Source organism: Streptomyces sp. AC550_RSS872, assembly GCF_019049285.1.
GTDB lineage: Bacteria > Actinomycetota > Actinomycetes > Streptomycetales > Streptomycetaceae > Streptomyces.
Genome location: NZ_JAGMUL010000198.1, coordinates 105,911 through 122,461, shown reverse-complemented (window position 1 = coordinate 122,461; position 16,551 = coordinate 105,911). Strand labels below are relative to the sequence as shown.

Genomic DNA, 16,551 nt, shown 5'->3' with positions numbered 1-16,551 from the left:
GCTCCCGGCTCCCGGCTCCCGGCTCCCGGCTCCCGGCTCCCGGCTCCCGGCCGGCGTTACTCCACGCCGATGAGCAGCAGCGCCCCTTGCCGTCCGCCCCGGTACACCACCGTGTCCACGGCGAGATACGCCTCACGCACGCGTGCTTCCAGGTGCTCGGCGATCGTCTCGGGTGCCTCGTCGCCGAGGACGAGGGTGACGAGTTCGCCGCCGGCCGAGAGCATCCGGTCGAGGACGGTCTCGGCGGTGGCCGTGACGTCCGTCCCGATCACGGCGACGTCGCCGTCGACGAGGCCGAGGACGTCGCCGGCCTGGCAGATGCCGGCCATGGTCCAGGACTGGCGTTCGGCGACGGCGACCTCGGCGTAGCGGGTCGCGCCGGCCGCCGAGGTCATCGACACCACGTCCTCGTCGAAGCGGCGCTCCGGTTCGTGCACGGCGAGCGCCGCGATGCCCTGGACCGCGGAGCGGGTCGGGATCAGTGCCACCCGGATGCCCTCCGCGCGGGCCTGCTCGGCCGCCGCGGCCGCCGTGTGGCGCAGTTCGGCGTCATTGGGCAGCAGCACGACCTCGCGCGCGTGGGCACGCCGTACCGCCTCCACGAGTTCCCCGCTCGCGGGCGGCTCCCCGGGGCGGGCGAGGACGGTGGTCGCGCCGGCCTCGCCGTACAGCCCGGCCAGGCCCTCACCGGGCACGACGGCGACCACGGCCCGCTGGGCCCGCTCCCTCGGCGGCCGCTCGGCACCGGTGGTGTGCACATCACCGGCACCGAAGTGGGTGATCCGGATCCGGTACGGCCGTCCGGCCTCGACGCCGGCTTCCACGGCGGCCCCGGCGTCGTCGACGTGCACATGGACGTTCCACAGCCCGTCACCGCCGACGATCACGAGCGAGTCCCCGAGGCCGTCGAGCCGCTCCCGGAGCCGGTCCACGGCCGCGTCCTCGGCCTCCAGCAGGTAGATCACCTCGAAGGCGGGGCCGCTCTCGTCCGGGGTGTCGGCGCATTCCTCGGCCTCGGGCTCCACGCGCGCGTGTGCCCCGGACACCACCACGGGGACCGCCTCCCCCGTGAACGTCTCCACCAGCGCCCCCAGTACCGCCACCAGCCCTCGCCCACCGGCGTCGACGACCCCCGCGCGCTCCAGGACGGCCAGTTGCCCGGGCGTGGCCGCCAGCGCCGCACTTGCGCCCTCGTAGGCCGCCCGCGCGACCGCCCCGCAGTCGCCGCCCTCGGCCCCACCGGCCGCGTCCGCGGCGGCCGAGGCGACCGTGAGGACCGTGCCCTCGACCGGGTGGGCCACGGCCTGGCGGGCGGAGTCCGCCGCGTGCCGCAGCGCGAGCCGCAGACCGGAGCCGTCGGTGTGAGCCGTCTCACCGTCGCCGGCGAGCACCTGGGCCATGCCCCGCAGCAACTGGGCGAGGATGGTCCCGGAGTTCCCCCGGGCGCCGATGAGAGCCCCGTGCGCCATCGCGCGGGCCGCGTCCGCGAGGGTGGGCCTGCCCACGTCGTACGCGGTGAACACGGCCTCCACGGCCGCGACCGCCGACTCCACGGTCAGATACAGGTTCGTCCCTGTGTCACCGTCGGCCACGGGATAGACGTTGATCGCGTCGATCTCCTCGCGCGCCCGACCGAGTGACTCCAGCGCGAGGCCGCACCAGGTGCGCACCGCGAGAGCATCGAAGAATGTCTGCGGCACCTGCGCCACCTGCGCCTCCTTGAGCTGCCGACCGTGGCACGCAGCGTAGACCCAGAGCCGGTGTGCGCCGGAAGAGGGCCGGGAGCGGGCCCCTGAGCAGGCATGGTAGTTTCGTTCCACTGGCGCAGTCGTTGTATGCTGCTCCGGTTGCCCGATGCAGATCGGGCCGTTCCCCCGGCAATGTCACTCAGATCTCTGATCCTAGATCTCGATCCCGGCATGCCGGGATTAACCGTAAGTGGATCTGAAGTCTTTGGAGTGACCCGTGGCTGCCAACTGCGACGTCTGCGGCAAGGGGCCGGGCTTCGGCAACAACATCTCGCACTCGCACCGCCGTACGTCCCGTCGCTGGAACCCGAACATCCAGCGCGTCCGTACCGTGGTCGGCGGGACGCCGAAGCGCGTGAACGCCTGCACCTCGTGCATCAAGGCCGGCAAGGTCTCGCGCTGACGCCAACAGCTGAGCGCGCGGCCACTGCTGGTTCGCTGCAGTAAGCCGGTCCACCTCGGTGGACCGGCTTTTTGCTGTGCCCGGGCGGCCGACCGGGCGTTGCCTGAACCCGTCACTCCGTGGACAGGCAACCACCCGGGTCGCTACGAGCCCTCGCGGAACCGCCACCCGTGATCCACCGGCCCGATCCCCTCGCCGAGCGCGAACCCCGCCTTGATCGCCCCGGTGACGTACTCCTTGGCCGCCGTCACCGCCTCCGGCACGGACAGCCCCTTGGCGAGCCCCGAGGCGATGGCCGAGGCGAGCGTGCAGCCCGTGCCGTGGGTGTGCCGGTTGTCGTAGCGGGGCGCCCGCAGCCAGTGCTCCGCGGAACCGTCGGTCAGCAGATCCACGGCGTCCCCGGACAGATGGCCGCCCTTGATCAGCACCCAGCGCGGCCCGTACGCCAGCACGGCCGCCGCGGCCTCCCGCAGTTGCTCCTCCGCCTCGACGTGGACGCCGGTGAGCTGCGCCACCTCGTCGAGGTTGGGGGTCGCCACGGTCGCCACCGGCAGCAGTTTCGTGCGTACGGAGTCCAGCGCGGAGGCCGCGAGCAGCGGGTCCCCGTGCTTGGAGACGCCGACCGGGTCGATGACCGCCGGCGCGTCCGTGCCCCCGATCAACTCCGCCACCGTCTCGACGAGTTCGGCGGACGCCAGCATCCCCGTCTTGATCGCCTGGACGCCGATGTCGTCCACGACGCTGCGGTACTGGGCGCGGACCGCCTCCACCGGCAGTTCCCAAGCGCCTTGCACGCCGAGGGAGTTCTGCGCGGTGACCGTTGTGATCACGCTCATGCCGTGCACGCCGAGCGCCAGCATCGTCTTCAGGTCGGCCTGGATACCGGCGCCGCCGCCCGAGTCGGATCCCGCCACCGTAAGGACAGTGGGGATCATGACTCGATGTCCCCGCCGAAGTGGTCCCAGCCGCCCTTCTTGGTCCACGGCGCCCCGTCCACCGTCACCTGGGGCAGCGCGGAGGGGTTGAGGACCTCACCGATGACCTTCCAGCGGGCCGGGAGCTTCACGTCCGGCGGGAAGGTCGCGACGATCGCGTGGTCCTCTCCCCCGGTCAGCACCCACTGCATGGGGTCGACGCCGACGGCCTGCCCGATGTCGTTCATCTGGGACGGGATGTCGATCGCGCCCGAGCGGATGTCGATCCGGACCTTGCTGGCCTCCGCGATGTGCCCGAGGTCGGCGATCAGCCCGTCGCTGACGTCGCACATGGCGGTCGCGCCGAGCCCCGCGGCGGCCGGACCCGCGTGATACGGCGGCTCGGGGCGCCGATGGGCCTCGACGAAGGCGCGCGGCGAGCGGAATCCGCGGGCCAGCACGGCGTATCCGGCGGCGGACCAGCCCAGCCAGCCGGTCACGGCGACGAGGTCGCCGGGCTGTGCGCCGGCGCGCGTCACGGGCTCCTGGTTGCGCAGATCGCCGAGCGCGGTGATCGACACCATGATGGAGTCGCCCCGTACGACGTCGCCTCCGACCACGGAGGCGCCCGCGACCTGGCATTCGTCGCGCAGGCCGTCCATCAGCTCGGTCGGCCAGGCCACCGGGAGTTCGGACGGCACGACCAGGCCGAGCAGCAGCGCGGTGGGTACGGCGCCCATGGCGGCGATGTCCGCGAGGTTCTGCGCGGCGGCCTTGCGGCCGACGTCGTAGGCCGTGGACCAGTCGCGGCGGAAGTGCCGCCCCTCCAGCAGGATGTCGGTGCTGGCGACCACTCTGCGGTCGGGCGCGGCCACCACCGCGGCGTCGTCGCCGGGGCCGACCCGGACCGCCGGGGTGGTGGTGAGACGGGAGGTGAGCTCCCTGATGAGCCCGAACTCGCCGAGCTCACCAACAGTGCCCTTCATTGCCCTTACGCCCCTTCTGTCCCTGTCCGCACCCGGTCGCGCGTCACTTCGGTCCTCGCTACGGTCGAGGTGTACGTCAACTTCTGTCGTGCCGGCACCCCGGCGCGCAAGCCCCGGCCCTCGCAGGTCTCCCCGCGGCGAGCGGCGACGCGATACCGTGGCGTTCCTTTTCCCCACATGATCCTCGTGGCCGCCCTGGAGGTTCCGTGGTACAGGCGTACATCCTGATCCAGACGGAGGTCGGCAAGGCGTCGACCGTCGCCGAGACGATCAGCAAGATCCCTGGAGTCATCCAGGCCGAGGACGTGACAGGACCGTACGACGTCATCGTGCGCGCCCAGGCCGACACGGTCGACGACCTGGGTCGCATGGTGGTCGCGAAGGTCCAGCAAGTGGACGGCATCACCCGCACCCTGACCTGCCCGGTCGTACATCTGTAGCCCCCGTCTACCCTTGGCCGGTGAACGTTTTCCGTCACCGGCACACTTCTGTCCTCGGGCTGCCCGCGCTCGTCCTGCTGATCACCGCCGCGGGCTGCTCATCAGCAGACGACAGCGCGTCGGCGGCGGTTCCCAGTCCCGGCGCGACGGCGGCGAAGCTGTGTCAGAACCTCGACAAAGCACTGCCGGCCAAGGTCGACGGTGAGCGCCGTGCGGATCCCTCGCCCGCGTCCCCGCTGACCGCGGGCTGGGGAGACGACCCGGCGATCATACTGCGCTGCGGTGTCGTACGGCCGCCGAAGATGATCGACCCCAAGGTGGCCGAGGGCCGGGATCCGGACGCGGTGGCCGGGGGTGTGGAAGACGTCAAGTGGCTGATGGAGAAGCAGGACGGCGGGGGGTACCGGTTCACCTCCGCGAGCCGCCGCGCGTACGTCGAGGTCACCGTGCCCGAGGGGCTGGACAGCTCGGGTGTGCTGATCGACCTGGCTCCGGCCATCAAGAAGGCGATCCCCACGGGGATCGCCGACCTGACCGTGGCGGGCCCTACCTGAGCCCGGTGGAACGCCGCAGCGCCGCCTGGATCAGCCGGTCCACGAGGTCCGGGTAGCTGATCCCGCTCGCCTGCCACATCTGCGGGTACATCGAGATCGGCGTGAAACCGGGCATCGTGTTGATCTCGTTGATCACGAACTCCCCGTCCTCGGTGAGGAAGAAGTCCGCGCGCACCAGGCCCTCGCACGAGGCCGCCTCGAAGGCGTCCACCGCGAGCCGCTGCACCTCGGCCGTCTCCTGAGGCGTCAGCGGGGCCGGCACGATGCCGGGCGTGGAGTCGATGTACTTGGCCTCGAAGTCGTAGTACGCGTGCGCGTCCGGCGGCGGGATCTCGGCCGGTACGGAGGCGCGCGGGCCGTCCTCGAACTCCAGCACACCGCACTCGATCTCACGGCCGCGCAGCGCCGCCTCGACGAGGATCTTCGGGTCGTGCCGCTGGGCCTCGGCGATGGCCTCGTCCAGGCCGGCCATGTCCTCGACCTTGGTGATGCCGATCGACGAACCCGCGCGCGCGGGCTTCACGAAGAGCGGCCAGCCGTGCTCGCCGGCGAGGTCGACGATCTTCTTGCGGGCGGCCGACTCGTCCCGCTCCCACTCGCGCGGCCGGATCACCACGTACGGGCCCACCTTGAGCCCGAACGAGGTGAACACCCGCTTCATGTACTCCTTGTCCTGGCCGACGGCCGAGGCGAGCACGCCCGAGCCCACGTACGGCACGCCGGAGAGCTCCAGGAGGCCCTGGAGGGTGCCGTCCTCGCCGTACGGGCCGTGCAGCACCGGGAAGACGACGTCGACGTCACCGAGGGCCTTGGGCACCGATCCGGGCTCGCTGTAGACCACTTCGCGGCTCGCGGGGTCGACGGGGAGGACCACGCCGCCCTCACTGGACTCGGCGAGGTCGTCGACCTCGGGCGTACGGCGGTCGGTGATCGCCATACGTTCGGGATCGTCGGCGGTGAGCACCCAGCGGCCGCCACGCGTGATGCCGATCGGCAGCACGTCGTACCGCGTCCGGTCGATGGCGCGCAGGACGGCGCCGGCGGTGACCATGGAGATCCCGTGCTCGGAGCTGCGACCGCCGAACACGACGGCCACGCGCGGCTTGCGGGGCGGCTGGCCAGGGCTCTGGGGGAGGTTCTCGGTGCTCATATCGCGTTGAGAGTACCCGGTGGTAGGGGCCGGAGTCAGCGCCCGTTGACGGCTGGCGGTTCGCGCAGCGCCCCCGGAGGGCCCCCGAAGGGGCGCGAGGAACTGCGCGAGCAACCACAACGGCGCCGCAGCCGAAAGACAACCCCCACGGCACCCCCAGCGGAGCGCCTAGCGTCGCTCGGACTTCGCGCTGCGCGACATGAGCTCCTTGAGGGCGACCACGGGCGGCTTGCCCTCGTGGACGATGCCGACGACCGTCTCCGTGATGGGCATGTCGACGCCGTGCCGGCGGGCCAGATCCAGCACCGACTCACAGGACTTGACGCCCTCAGCGGTCTGCTTGGTAACCGCGATGGTCTCCTGGAGGGTCATGCCCTTGCCGAGGTTGGTGCCGAAGGTGTGGTTGCGGGACAGCGGCGAGGAACAGGTCGCCACCAGGTCGCCGAGGCCCGCGAGTCCGGCGAACGTCAGCGGGTCCGCACCCAGCGCGACCCCCAGCCGGGCGGTCTCGGCGAGGCCGCGCGTGATGAGCGAGCCCTTGGCATTGTCGCCGAGGCCCATGCCGTCCGCGATGCCGACGGCGAGCCCGATGACGTTCTTCACGGCACCGCCCAGCTCGCAGCCCACCACGTCGGTCTCGGTGTACGGCCTGAAGTACGGCGTGTGGCAGGCGCTCTGGAGGCGCTGCGCGACGGACTCGTCGGTACAGGCGACCACCGCGGCGGCCGGCATCCGCGCGGCGATCTCGCGGGCCAGGTTGGGCCCGGTGACCACGGCGATGCGGTCCTGGCCGACCTTGGCCACGTCCTCGATGACCTCGCTCATCCGCATGGCGGTGCCGAGTTCGACGCCCTTCATCAGGGACACCAGGACCGTGCCCGGCGCCAGCATCGGCGTCCACTCGGCGAGGTTGGCGCGCAGGGTCTGGGACGGGACGGACAGCACCGTGAAGTCGGCGCCCGCCATGGCCTGAGCGGGGTCGGTGGTCGCCCGCATGCCCTGCGGGAGCTCGACGCCGGGGAAGTAGTCCGGGTTCGTACGGGTCGAGTTGATGGCGTCGGCGACCTCGGGGCGACGCGCCCACAGGGTGACCTCGCATCCCGCGTCGGCGAGGACGATGCCGAAGGCGGTCCCCCACGAACCAGCACTCAGAACTGCCGCCTTGACGGGCTTGCTCACGTGCCCTGCCCCTCTTCCTGCCCGGCCTTTTCCTGCTCGGCCCGCGGCTGCGTCTGCCGGTTCTGCGCGGCAGTGCGGCGCCGCTGCTCGATGCGCTCCTGACGCGGATCGTACGGCGTCTTCGGCGCCTTCTCGCCGCGGATCTGCTCCAGCTGGGCCGTGATGGCGGCCATGATGACCTCGGTCGCCTCCTTCAGCAGCTCCGGGGTCATCTCCTTGTCGTAGAAGCGCGCGAGGTCCACGGGCGGTCCCGCGAGCACCTTGTGGGTCTTGCGCGGAAGGAGGTTGAGCTTCTTGGCGTAGGGCGGCAGCAGTTCGTTGGCGCCCCACTGGGCGACCGGGATCACCGGGCACTTGGTCTGGAGGGCGACACGTGCGGCACCGGTCTTGCCGGTCATGGGCCACTGGTCCGGGTCGCGGGTGATGGTGCCCTCGGGGTAGAACGCGACGCATTCGCCGCGCTCCACGGCCTCGATCGCGGCCCGGAAGGCGCTCAGCGCGTCCGTGGTCTCCCGGTAGACGGGGATCTGCCCGGTGCCGCGCATCGCGGCACCGACGAATCCCTTCCTGAAAAGGCCGCTCTTCGCGAGGAATCGCGGAACCCGGCCGGTGTTGTACTGAAAGTGCCCGTACGTGAAGGGATCGATGTGCGAATTGTGGTTCACCGCGGTGATAAATCCGCCCTCGGCCGGAATGTGCTCCATTCCGCGCCAGTCCCGCTTGATCAGAACCACCAGCGGCGGTTTGCAGAGCACCGCGGCGAAGCGGTACCAGAAGCCGATTCTGCGGCGGGGCACGCGGACACCTTCCTCTAGGGATCAAGGACATCGGGCCGGAGGGCCGCACAAGTGTCGCCCCAGGCCGCCGGTCTGTCGAGAACACCGTACGCCTCGCCGCCACAACCACCAGATGCCCCTGGTGACGGCTGAGTGACAATGGCCGCGACTAGAGAGGGAGCGAAACGCTCGTGCAGTGGACCTTGGTCATACCCCTGAAGCCCTTGGCGCGGGCGAAGAGCAGGCTCTCGGACACCGCGTCGGACGGGCTGCGCCCCGGCCTCGCCCTCGCTTTCGCGCAGGACACGGTGGCGGCGGCGCTGGCCTGCCCGGCGGTGAAGGATGTGGCAGTCGTCACGAACGACGCCCTGGCCGGCCGCGAGCTGGGCGCACTTGGCGCGCATATAGTCCCCGACGAGCCAGGAGGCGGCCTGAACGCGGCGCTGGCGCACGCGACGGCCGTCGTACGGTCCGCCCGCCCCGAAAGCGCCGTAGCGGCCCTGAACGCCGATCTTCCGGCGCTGCGCCCCCTGGAATTGGCCCGGGTCCTGGATGCGGCAACGGAATTCCCCCGCGCTTTCCTTCCCGACGCGGCAGCGATCGGCACCACATTGCTCGGGGCTGCGCCCGGCCAGAAATTACTGCCCGAATTCGGCGAGGATTCGCGGTCCCGACACCGCGCCTCGGGGGCAGTGGAACTCGGCCTCGAAGACGTCGACTCCGTACGCCAGGACGTGGACACCGGCGAGGATCTACGGGCGGCACTGGCCCTGGGAGTGGGCCCACGAACGGCGGCGATGGCAGCACGGCTACTGATCAAGGAACCGTGACGGCAGCGCCGCCAAGAGGCGCGGGGCTGCATGGAATATGCGGATCCGCCGCGCGGGCGCGACCAGCCCCCACGGCGCCGCAGTCGAAACACAACCCGTCGTAGGGTTACCGCCATGCAGGCCACCGCATACACCTATGACGAGAACACCCGCTCCGGCAGCGTCCTCCTGGACGACGGCACCCCCGTCCCCTTCGACGCCCCCGCCTTCAACGCCGGAGGCCTACGGCTGCTGCGCCCCGGGCAGCGGGTCCGCATCGAGACGGAGGGCAAGGGGGAGTCCCTGCACATCACGCTGGTGACGCTTCAGACCCTCTGAGAAAACGCCGCGGGCCGGACTCCAGACGGAGTCCGGCCCGGCGCGTGAGTGCCCCTGCGGTCCTACCTCTTGCGGGCGGTCGCCTTCTTGGCGGTGGTCTTGCGAGCCGTCGACTTCTTGGCCGGCGCCTTCTTGGCGGTCGCCTTCTTCGCCGGGGCCTTCTTGGCCGTCGCCTTCTTGGCGGTCGTCTTCTTCGCCGCGGTCGTCTTCTTGGCGGCCGTCGTGGTCTTCTTCGCCGGCGCCTTCTTCGCGGTGGTCTTCTTCGCCGCGGCCGTCGTCTTCTTGGCCGTCGTCTTCTTCGCGGTGGTCTTCTTCGCCGCGGCAGCCTTGGTGGTCTTCTTCGCGGCGGCCTTCTTGACCGTCGCCGCGGCACCACCGGTCAGGCTGCCCTTGGGCGCCTTCTTGACGGCGACCTCGCCGCCCCGAGGGAGCTTCTTCGAGCCGCTGACCAGGTCCTTGAAGCCCTGACCGGCACGGAAGCGCGGAACGGAGGTCTTCTTGACCCGAACCCGCTCGCCCGTCTGGGGGTTACGGGCGTAACGAGCAGGTCGGTCGACCTTCTCGAACGAACCGAAGCCGGTGACCGAGACCCGCTCACCCGCGACGACCGCGCGGACGATGGCGTCCAGTACATGGTCGACAGCATCGGCGGCCTGCTGGCGGCCGCCCATCTTGTCGGCAATCGCTTCTACGAGCTGCGCCTTGTTCACGTCTTCCCCTTCGGAGACATCGCCAGAACGAAAGTGTTCAAGCTTTTTCGCACGTTAGGCAGATATATACCGCAAATCAAACACGAAACGGGCTAATCACCCTTGTGCCGCAACAGACTCGACTGTCTCGAAGGTGTTCAGCGTTCCTCTTCGGGGAATCGCCCCGCGTCGAGATCCGCCATGAACCGCTCCAGACGCCTTGTCGCTTCGGCGACGTCGTGCTTGGCCGCGGCCGTAATGACCAGCAGCTTCCGGGTCAGCGCCATCCGTACGCCCTCCGGGACTTGCAGTGCGCGCACCCTTGCGTGCGCTTCCTTCAGTTGGTCCGCGACTGCCGCATAGAGCTCGAGTTGGCCGTCGTGTTCCATGCACAGATTGTGCCATCTGGGGCGAGTTGTCGCCTGCCAGGGGTGCAACTCCGGCCTCAAATGGCCTTCCGGGCACTTGCGGAAGTCACGGCTACACCACTCGCGTACCCGCGCAACACCCTTCGTAACGTGGGAAGTTGAGTCCGGGACGCAAGCGGCGCAGGGCCGTTCGGGTGCAGACATGGCAGTACCCCCGATCGGGCTGATCGGGGGTACTGAGGGGGTGTTGCGGTGTCCGAAAGTCGCCTTGCGCTCAGACCTCGGTCCGAACCTGAGCGGCCTCGGACTCAGGCCTGGAGCGTGCGCGGCTTGAACGACGGCCGCTTCGCCTCGTAGGCGGCGATGTCCTCCTCGTTCTGGAGGGTGATCGAGATGTCGTCGAGGCCGTTCAGCAGCCGCCAGCGCGAGTTCTCGTCCAGCTCGAAGGAGGCGGTGATGCCCTCGGCGCGTACCTCGCGGTTCTCCAGGTCGACCGTGACCTCGGCCTGCGGGTCCTTCTCGGTGAGCTCCCACAGCGCGTCCACGATCTTCTGCTCCAGAACCACCGTGAGCAGGCCGTTCTTGAGCGAGTTGCCGCGGAAGATGTCGGCGAAGCGGGAGGAGATGACCGTCTTGAAGCCGTAGTTCTGCAGCGCCCAGACGGCGTGCTCACGGGACGAACCGGTGCCGAAGTCGGGACCGGCGACCAGGACCGTGGCGCCGTGGCGCTCGGGCTGGTTGAGGATGAACGTCTCGTCCTTGCGCCAGGCCTCGAACAGCCCGTCCTCGAAACCGTCCCGCGTGACCTTCTTGAGCCAGTGAGCAGGGATGATCTGGTCGGTGTCGACGTTGGAGCGGCGCAGCGGGACGGCCCGGCCGGTGTGCTTGGTGAATGCTTCCATGGCTGATCAGACTCCAGCGGGCGTACGGGTCTCGGCGTCGGACAGGTCGGCCGGGGAGGCCAGGTGGCCCAGGACCGCGGTGGCCGCCGCGACCTGCGGCGACACCAGGTGGGTACGACCGCCCTTGCCCTGCCGGCCCTCGAAGTTGCGGTTGGAGGTGGACGCGGAGCGCTCACCCGGGGCCAGCTGGTCCGGGTTCATGCCCAGGCACATCGAGCAGCCCGCGTGCCGCCACTCGGCGCCGGCCTCCTTGAAGACGACGTCCAGGCCCTCGGAAACGGCCTGCAGACCGACCCGGGCGGAGCCGGGGACGACCAGCATCCGCACACCGTCGGCGACTTTGCGGCCCTTGACGAGCTCGGCGGCAGCGCGCAGGTCCTCGATGCGGCCGTTGGTGCAGGAGCCTACGAAGACGGTGTCCACCTTGATGGAGCGCAGCGGCTGACCTGCCTCCAACCCCATGTATTCCAGGGCCTTTTCGGCGGCGAGGCGCTCCGAAGCGTCTTCGTACGAAGCCGGGTCGGGGACGGACGCCGAAAGCGGCGCACCCTGGCCGGGGTTGGTGCCCCAGGTGACGAACGGCGACAGTTCGGCGGCCTCGATCACGACCTCGGCGTCGAACTCGGCGTCGTCGTCGGTCTTCAGCGTCTTCCAGTACGCGACCGCCGCGTCCCAGTCCTCGCCCTTGGGGGCGTGCGGACGGCCCTCGAGGTAGTCGAAGGTGGTCTGGTCGGGGGCGATCATGCCCGCGCGGGCGCCGGCCTCGATCGACATGTTGCAGATGGTCATCCGGGCCTCCATCGAGAGCTTCTCGATGGCGGAGCCGCGGTACTCCAGGACATAGCCCTGGCCGCCGCCCGTACCGATCTTGGCGATGATCGCCAGGATCAGGTCCTTGGCGGTGACGCCGTCGGGCAGTTCGCCGTTGACCGTGATGGCCATGGTCTTCGGGCGGACCAGCGGCAGCGTCTGGGTGGCCAGCACGTGCTCCACCTGGGAGGTGCCGATGCCGAACGCCAGGCCGCCGAAGGCACCGTGCGTGGAGGTGTGGGAGTCACCGCAGACCACGGTCATGCCGGGCTGGGTCAGACCCAGCTGCGGGCCGACGACGTGTACGACGCCCTGCTCGACGTCGCCCAGCGGGTGCAGACGCACACCGAACTCGGCGGCGTTCGCGCGCAGCGTCTCCAACTGGACGCGGGAGACCGGGTCCGCGATGGGCTTGTCGATGTCGAGGGTCGGGGTGTTGTGGTCCTCGGTGGCGATGGTCAGGTCGAGCCGGCGCACCTTGCGGCCGCTCTTGCGGAGGCCGTCGAAGGCCTGCGGGCTGGTCACCTCGTGCAGCAGGTGCAGATCGATGAAGAGGAGGTCGGGCTCGCCCTCGGCGCGCCGGACGACATGGTCGTCCCAGACCTTCTCCGCGAGTGTCCTACCCATCGCTTTCCCTCCGGCCGGCATACGGTCCACCGGCCCAACTAGAGATCTTGAGAAGGCGGCCGGCGCCCGCGCCCCTGCTTCCGGGCGTCTGCCGACAAGCCCGCTCTGGTCCGCGGGCCGCTCTGCCTTCGTTCTTCCAGAGTGGCGTGTTCCACGGAAAATTGAACTTGCGTTTCACAGAGTGAGACGCGAGTATCGTTTCATGGACAACAGTAGCGGCGTCGGCGTTCTGGACAAGGCAGCCCTTGTCCTGAGCGCCCTGGAGTCCGGTCCGGCCACCCTCGCAGGGCTCGTCTCGGCCACCGGACTGGCACGACCCACGGCCCATCGACTGGCCGTGGCTCTGGAACACCACCGCATGGTGGCGCGTGACATGCAGGGCCGTTTCATTCTCGGCCCTCGGCTCGCAGAACTGGCCGCGGCCGCGGGTGAGGACCGTCTCCTCGCCACCGCGGGCCCGGTGCTCACCCACCTCCGCGACGTCACCGGCGAGAGCGCCCAGCTCTACCGCCGCCAGGGCGACATGCGCATCTGCGTCGCCGCGGCGGAGCGCCTGTCCGGCCTTCGGGACACGGTCCCGGTCGGCTCGACGCTCACGATGAAGGCGGGCTCCTCGGCCCAGATCCTCATGGCCTGGGAGGAGCCGGAGCGCCTGCACCGCGGCCTCCAGGGCGCCCGCTTCACGGCCACCGCGCTCTCCGGCGTACGCCGCCGTGGCTGGGCCCAGTCGATCGGCGAGCGCGAGCCGGGCGTCGCGTCCGTCTCGGCACCCGTTCGCGGCCCCTCCAACCGCGTGGTCGCCGCGGTCTCCGTCTCCGGCCCCATCGAACGCCTCAGCCGCCACCCCGGCCGCATGCACGCCCAGGCGGTCATCGACGCCGCCGCGCGCCTCTCCGAGGCCTTGCGCCGGACAGGCTGAGGGCGCGACGTCGCCGTACGTCGGGACAGGACAGCCTCAACGCCGCGGCAGCCCTGGTCCGACGGTCCGGTGACCCACCCCAGGGGCGCGGGGAACTGCGCGAGCAACCACAGACACCCCGCACCCGCCCCCATCCCAAGCCCCAACGGCGCAGAATCTGCCCCCACCGGCCGTCTGCCGTCTGCCGCGCCGTCGCGGCTGGTCGCGCAGTTCCCCGCGCCCCTAGGGAGTTGTCACACTCCCCGACCTGTGAGCGAACCGATCCTTCGCGTACCGCCCACGCTCAGCGACCGGCACCTGCCCATGCGCCGCCGCCAACCCGAACGCCGGCATGTCCGCGTAGATCGACTCGTACGCCCCCTCGGGCACCACGTACGCCTCGTGCCAGATCCCCACGTGCCCCCGCGTCTTCCCGGCCCGCTCCTTGCGGCTGATGATCCCCCACACCTTGTGGTGAAACATGTCCGGCGCCGTCGCGTACGCGTACAGCTTCTCCTTGGACTCCCAGTACTGGACGACGTAGTACGTCCGCGGTGAAGCCGTCAGCAGTACACGCCCCAGCAGCCCCCGGTCGCCGTCCCGCGCAAGCTCCCCCAGCATGCGGAACATCGACAGCATGACCGGGAGCCACTGGTGCACCGCCCAGAAGTGGTTGATCCGCATCCCGATGAGCAGGACCACCACATCGCCCTCGGCATCCGCGGTCGTGCGACCCAGCACCGGCTTGGCGAACATGACGGCCCCCTGGCTCCGTAACCGGATAGCGGCACTATCCTCCTGGTCGGTGATTGGATAGTGGCACTTCCCAATGAGAGGCGCAAGAGATGCGGCTGGCCGAGCTCAGCGAGCGCAGCGGGGTGCCCATCGCGACGATCAAGTACTACCTGCGCGAAGGCCTGTTGACGCCCGGCCGCCAGATCAACGCCCGCACCGCCGAGTACGACGAGGAGCATCTGCGCCGGCTGCGTCTGGTGCGAGCGATGATCCAGGTCGGACGGGTACCGGTGGCGACGGTCCGGGAGGTGCTCGGGCATGTCGACGACGACGCCCTGCCCCGGACGATCCGCCTGGGCGCGGCCCTGTGGGCGTTGCCGCAGGTCCCGGAGCCGGACGAGGACGACGAGTACGTCCGGGCCGCGCACGATGCGGCTGACGAACTGCTGGAGTCCCTGGGCTGGTCGAACGCCAAGGCTCTGGTCACGATCTCGCCCTCGTACCGTTCGCTCGTGGTGGCGATGGCCGCGCTCAGACGGCTCGGGTACGACTGGGATCCTCAACTGCTGTCGGCGTACGCCCGGTTGATGCACGGGGCCGCGGTCCTCGACCTGGACTTCGTCGAGACCCACGCGTCGGAGGCCGAGAAGGTGGAGACGGCGGTCCTGGGAGCGATCCTCGTCGAGCCGATGCTTCAGGCGCTGCACCGGCTGGCACAGGAGGAGGAGTCGGCGCGCCGGTACGGCTTCGGTGACCAGGAATGACGAAGGCCCTCCACCTAAGTGGAGGGCCTTCACCCTGTACCCCCGACCGGATTCGAACCGGCGCTACCGCCTTGAGAGGGCGGCGTGCTAGGCCGCTACACAACGGGGGCGAGGATCTTACGTTTCCGCAGATCCGAGCTGGTCTACCTGGACTCGAACCAAGACTAACTGAACCAGAATCAGTCGTGCTGCCAATTACACCATAGACCAATGTGGTTTAGACCAGTTTGTACCCCCGACCGGATTCGAACCGGCGCTACCGCCTTGAGAGGGCGGCGTGCTAGGCCGCTACACAACGGGGGCCCTAGCGATCCCGAGTTGATCGAGATCAGTACCCCCGACCGGATTCGAACCGGCGCTACTGCCTTGAGAGGGCAGCGTGCTAGGCCGCTACACAACGGGGGCTTTGCAGATGAGCTCTGCGAGCTGGCCTACCTGGACTCGAACCAAGACTAACTGAACCAGAATCAGTCGTGCTGCCAATTACACCATAGGCCACTGGAACGCAAGCCCCTGAGGGGATCTTGTTCTAGCTTGCTCCTCCGGGTTCCGGCCTTTCGGCCCGCTCCTCGGCGGCGCAGGAAGAACATTACCCGAAGGTGGACGGGGCTCCAAAACGGGTATCCGCGCCGAGGAGCGCGGGGAGTTCGGAGAGGGAGGCGATCCGGTGCGGTCCGCCGAGGGCGTCCGCGCTGGTGTACACGCCGGCACGGTCGATCCAGACCGACAGCAGCCCGGCCTGCGCGGCGCCCCGCCCGTCGATCTCCGGGTGATCGCCGACGTACGCCACCTGGTGCGGGGCGAGCTCCAGGGCGGCGCAGGCTGCGTGGAAGGCGCCGGCCTGCGGCTTGGAGACGCCGAGCTCGGCGGCGCACAGGATGGCCTCGAAGCGGTCGTGCACGCCGAGGACGCGGAGTTTGCGGTCCTGGACGTGGATGCTGGAGTTCGACAGCACCGCGTGCCGGTGGCTGGCGGCGAGGGCGTCCAGGACGGGCAGGACGTCCGGGAACAGGGCCCAGGCGGTCTCGTAGTGCGCGATGTAGCGCTCGAACCACCCGTCGGCCTCGGGGTCGGTCAGCTCCGCGCCCAGGAAGACCCGTACGCGATCACGCCGCTGCCCCTCGAAGGTCGCCTCGCCGGCGGAGAACCGCGCCCACTGCGCGTCGGTGATCGTCCTCCAGCGCTCGATGGCCTGCTCGACACTGTCGTACGCGTCCAGCAGCCCCTCTGCCGCCAGATGCAGACGCATTCCGGCGCGGTCGGCCCCCGAGTAGTCGAAGAGGGTGTCGTCGACGTCCCAGACAACGGCTTTGATCACCCTGACAGACTGGCACACTGCGGCCATGAGCGAGTACCGCATCCAGTTCACCGTCGAGGCACACGCGGTGTACGAAGCTTTGCCCGGGGAGCGTCGAGCTCAGCTCATCCGGACAGGGCCGTACGAATACTGGCGCGTGACC

General features: G+C 69.8%; 19 protein-coding genes and 5 tRNA genes. 7 read left to right on the top strand and 17 right to left on the bottom strand.

What is annotated here, in order from left to right; genetic code table 11:
- Nucleotides 1-56: 56 nt before the first annotated feature.
- Nucleotides 57-1,709, bottom strand: coding sequence for a DAK2 domain-containing protein (locus tag KUM44_RS42385; protein ID WP_217215086.1), 1,653 nt, complete (start codon nt 1,707-1,709; stop codon nt 57-59).
- A 256-nt stretch (nt 1,710-1,965) separates the two neighbouring features.
- Here KUM44_RS42385 and rpmB point away from each other — a divergent pair, with 256 nt between their 5' ends.
- Nucleotides 1,966-2,151, top strand: a complete 186-nt coding sequence (gene rpmB / locus KUM44_RS42380; RefSeq protein ID WP_003993230.1) for a 50S ribosomal protein L28 — start codon at nt 1,966-1,968, stop codon at nt 2,149-2,151.
- A gap of 143 nt (nt 2,152-2,294) precedes the next feature.
- Here the strand turns inward: rpmB and thiD are convergent, their stop codons facing one another.
- Together thiD and KUM44_RS42370 are read right to left on the bottom strand one after the other, a co-directional pair.
- Nucleotides 2,295-3,086 carry a bifunctional hydroxymethylpyrimidine kinase/phosphomethylpyrimidine kinase gene (gene thiD, locus KUM44_RS42375; RefSeq protein ID WP_217215085.1) on the bottom strand — a complete coding sequence of 264 codons (792 nt, stop codon included), beginning with the start codon at nt 3,084-3,086 and terminating at the stop codon, nt 2,295-2,297.
- Complete coding sequence (locus KUM44_RS42370; RefSeq protein WP_217215084.1) at nt 3,083-4,051, bottom strand: thiamine-phosphate kinase; 969 nt, start codon at nt 4,049-4,051, stop codon at nt 3,083-3,085. Before KUM44_RS42370 ends, thiD begins: the two co-directional genes overlap by 4 nt.
- Nucleotides 4,052-4,257: 206 nt before the next feature.
- On the opposite strand from KUM44_RS42370, the gene KUM44_RS42365 reads away from it, so the two are divergent.
- Together KUM44_RS42365 and KUM44_RS42360 are read left to right on the top strand one after the other, a co-directional pair.
- The gene (locus KUM44_RS42365; RefSeq protein WP_003997603.1) at nt 4,258-4,491 is read left to right on the top strand and encodes an Lrp/AsnC family transcriptional regulator; all 234 of its coding nucleotides are present in this window, start codon (nt 4,258-4,260) and stop codon (nt 4,489-4,491) included.
- Between the two features lie 20 nt (nt 4,492-4,511).
- Nucleotides 4,512-5,045, top strand: a complete 534-nt coding sequence (locus KUM44_RS42360) for a DUF3515 domain-containing protein (protein ID WP_217215083.1) — start codon at nt 4,512-4,514, stop codon at nt 5,043-5,045.
- On the opposite strand, the gene KUM44_RS42355 is transcribed toward KUM44_RS42360, so the two are convergent.
- The 3 genes from KUM44_RS42355 to KUM44_RS42345 form a co-directional block, all read right to left on the bottom strand.
- Nucleotides 5,038-6,195: a D-alanine--D-alanine ligase family protein gene (locus KUM44_RS42355; protein WP_217215082.1), complete on the bottom strand. Its 1,158-nt coding sequence runs from the start codon at nt 6,193-6,195 to the stop codon at nt 5,038-5,040. The two genes, KUM44_RS42360 and KUM44_RS42355, sit on opposite strands and share 8 nt — an antisense overlap.
- A gap of 168 nt (nt 6,196-6,363) precedes the next feature.
- On the bottom strand, nt 6,364-7,374 hold the full coding sequence (locus tag KUM44_RS42350; protein WP_217215081.1) for an NAD(P)H-dependent glycerol-3-phosphate dehydrogenase: 1,011 nt from the start codon (nt 7,372-7,374) through the stop codon (nt 6,364-6,366).
- Entirely contained in the window at nt 7,371-8,171 is an 801-nt protein-coding gene (locus tag KUM44_RS42345) for a 1-acyl-sn-glycerol-3-phosphate acyltransferase (RefSeq protein ID WP_217215080.1), read from the bottom strand. Before KUM44_RS42345 ends, KUM44_RS42350 begins: the two co-directional genes overlap by 4 nt.
- A gap of 170 nt (nt 8,172-8,341) precedes the next feature.
- On the opposite strand from KUM44_RS42345, the gene cofC reads away from it, so the two are divergent.
- Nucleotides 8,342-8,980 carry a 2-phospho-L-lactate guanylyltransferase gene (cofC, locus tag KUM44_RS42340; protein WP_217215079.1) on the top strand — a complete coding sequence of 213 codons (639 nt, stop codon included), beginning with the start codon at nt 8,342-8,344 and terminating at the stop codon, nt 8,978-8,980.
- Nucleotides 8,981-9,094: 114 nt separating this feature from the next.
- A complete protein-coding gene (locus tag KUM44_RS42335; protein ID WP_217215078.1) occupies nt 9,095-9,298 on the top strand; it encodes a hypothetical protein in 204 nt (67 codons plus the stop codon).
- Nucleotides 9,299-9,360: 62 nt separating this feature from the next.
- Here the strand turns inward: KUM44_RS42335 and KUM44_RS42330 are convergent, their stop codons facing one another.
- The 4 genes from KUM44_RS42330 to leuC all read right to left on the bottom strand — a co-directional run bounded on the left by KUM44_RS42330 (nt 9,361) and on the right by leuC (nt 12,694).
- Entirely contained in the window at nt 9,361-10,008 is a 648-nt protein-coding gene (locus KUM44_RS42330) for an HU family DNA-binding protein (protein WP_217215077.1), read from the bottom strand.
- A gap of 137 nt (nt 10,009-10,145) precedes the next feature.
- On the bottom strand, nt 10,146-10,376 hold the full coding sequence (locus tag KUM44_RS42325; RefSeq protein WP_217215076.1) for a hypothetical protein: 231 nt from the start codon (nt 10,374-10,376) through the stop codon (nt 10,146-10,148).
- A 287-nt stretch (nt 10,377-10,663) separates the two neighbouring features.
- Nucleotides 10,664-11,257: a 3-isopropylmalate dehydratase small subunit gene (gene leuD, locus KUM44_RS42320; RefSeq protein WP_217215075.1), complete on the bottom strand. Its 594-nt coding sequence runs from the start codon at nt 11,255-11,257 to the stop codon at nt 10,664-10,666.
- Nucleotides 11,258-11,263: 6 nt separating this feature from the next.
- Nucleotides 11,264-12,694 carry a 3-isopropylmalate dehydratase large subunit gene (gene leuC / locus KUM44_RS42315; protein WP_217215074.1) on the bottom strand — a complete coding sequence of 477 codons (1,431 nt, stop codon included), beginning with the start codon at nt 12,692-12,694 and terminating at the stop codon, nt 11,264-11,266.
- Nucleotides 12,695-12,896: 202 nt separating this feature from the next.
- Between leuC and ndgR the strand changes: the two genes are divergently transcribed.
- Nucleotides 12,897-13,613 carry an IclR family transcriptional regulator NdgR gene (ndgR, locus tag KUM44_RS42310; protein ID WP_217215073.1) on the top strand — a complete coding sequence of 239 codons (717 nt, stop codon included), beginning with the start codon at nt 12,897-12,899 and terminating at the stop codon, nt 13,611-13,613.
- A gap of 222 nt (nt 13,614-13,835) precedes the next feature.
- On the opposite strand, the gene KUM44_RS42305 is transcribed toward ndgR, so the two are convergent.
- Nucleotides 13,836-14,348, bottom strand: a complete 513-nt coding sequence (locus KUM44_RS42305; protein ID WP_217215072.1) for a DUF4188 domain-containing protein — start codon at nt 14,346-14,348, stop codon at nt 13,836-13,838.
- An 89-nt stretch (nt 14,349-14,437) separates the two neighbouring features.
- Here KUM44_RS42305 and KUM44_RS42300 point away from each other — a divergent pair, with 89 nt between their 5' ends.
- Nucleotides 14,438-15,091 (top strand): MerR family transcriptional regulator, encoded by a 654-nt coding sequence (locus tag KUM44_RS42300; protein WP_217215071.1) that lies wholly within the window; start codon nt 14,438-14,440, stop codon nt 15,089-15,091.
- 37 nt (nt 15,092-15,128) lie between these two features.
- Here KUM44_RS42300 and KUM44_RS42295 read toward each other — a convergent pair.
- The 6 genes from KUM44_RS42295 to KUM44_RS42270 form a co-directional block, all read right to left on the bottom strand.
- Nucleotides 15,129-15,201 (bottom strand) — tRNA-Glu (locus KUM44_RS42295).
- A 28-nt stretch (nt 15,202-15,229) separates the two neighbouring features.
- A tRNA-Gln gene (locus KUM44_RS42290) sits at nt 15,230-15,301 on the bottom strand.
- 20 nt (nt 15,302-15,321) lie between these two features.
- A tRNA-Glu gene (locus tag KUM44_RS42285) sits at nt 15,322-15,394 on the bottom strand.
- A gap of 29 nt (nt 15,395-15,423) precedes the next feature.
- Nucleotides 15,424-15,496: transfer RNA gene (locus KUM44_RS42280), tRNA-Glu, on the bottom strand.
- Nucleotides 15,497-15,517: 21 nt separating this feature from the next.
- Nucleotides 15,518-15,589, bottom strand: a tRNA-Gln gene (locus tag KUM44_RS42275).
- Nucleotides 15,590-15,680: 91 nt separating this feature from the next.
- Nucleotides 15,681-16,409 carry an HAD family hydrolase gene (locus KUM44_RS42270; protein ID WP_308402849.1) on the bottom strand — a complete coding sequence of 243 codons (729 nt, stop codon included), beginning with the start codon at nt 16,407-16,409 and terminating at the stop codon, nt 15,681-15,683.
- Nucleotides 16,410-16,551 lie beyond the last annotated feature (142 nt).

What these genes read in the sequence shown, in the direction of transcription:
- thiD (WP_217215085.1), bottom strand. Translation starts at nt 3,086, where the DNA reads ATGATCCCCACTGTCCTTACGGTGGCGGGATCCGACTCGGGCGGCGGC.
- KUM44_RS42300 (WP_217215071.1), top strand. Translation starts at nt 14,438, where the DNA reads ATGCGGCTGGCCGAGCTCAGCGAGCGCAGCGGGGTGCCCATCGCGACG.
- ndgR (WP_217215073.1), top strand. Translation starts at nt 12,897, where the DNA reads ATGGACAACAGTAGCGGCGTCGGCGTTCTGGACAAGGCAGCCCTTGTC.
- KUM44_RS42305 (WP_217215072.1), bottom strand. Translation starts at nt 14,348, where the DNA reads ATGTTCGCCAAGCCGGTGCTGGGTCGCACGACCGCGGATGCCGAGGGC.
- KUM44_RS42325 (WP_217215076.1), bottom strand. Translation starts at nt 10,376, where the DNA reads ATGGAACACGACGGCCAACTCGAGCTCTATGCGGCAGTCGCGGACCAA.
- KUM44_RS42335 (WP_217215078.1), top strand. Translation starts at nt 9,095, where the DNA reads ATGCAGGCCACCGCATACACCTATGACGAGAACACCCGCTCCGGCAGC.
- leuD (WP_217215075.1), bottom strand. Translation starts at nt 11,257, where the DNA reads ATGGAAGCATTCACCAAGCACACCGGCCGGGCCGTCCCGCTGCGCCGC.
- KUM44_RS42370 (WP_217215084.1), bottom strand. Translation starts at nt 4,051, where the DNA reads ATGAAGGGCACTGTTGGTGAGCTCGGCGAGTTCGGGCTCATCAGGGAG.
- leuC (WP_217215074.1), bottom strand. Translation starts at nt 12,694, where the DNA reads ATGGGTAGGACACTCGCGGAGAAGGTCTGGGACGACCATGTCGTCCGG.
- KUM44_RS42355 (WP_217215082.1), bottom strand. Translation starts at nt 6,195, where the DNA reads ATGAGCACCGAGAACCTCCCCCAGAGCCCTGGCCAGCCGCCCCGCAAG.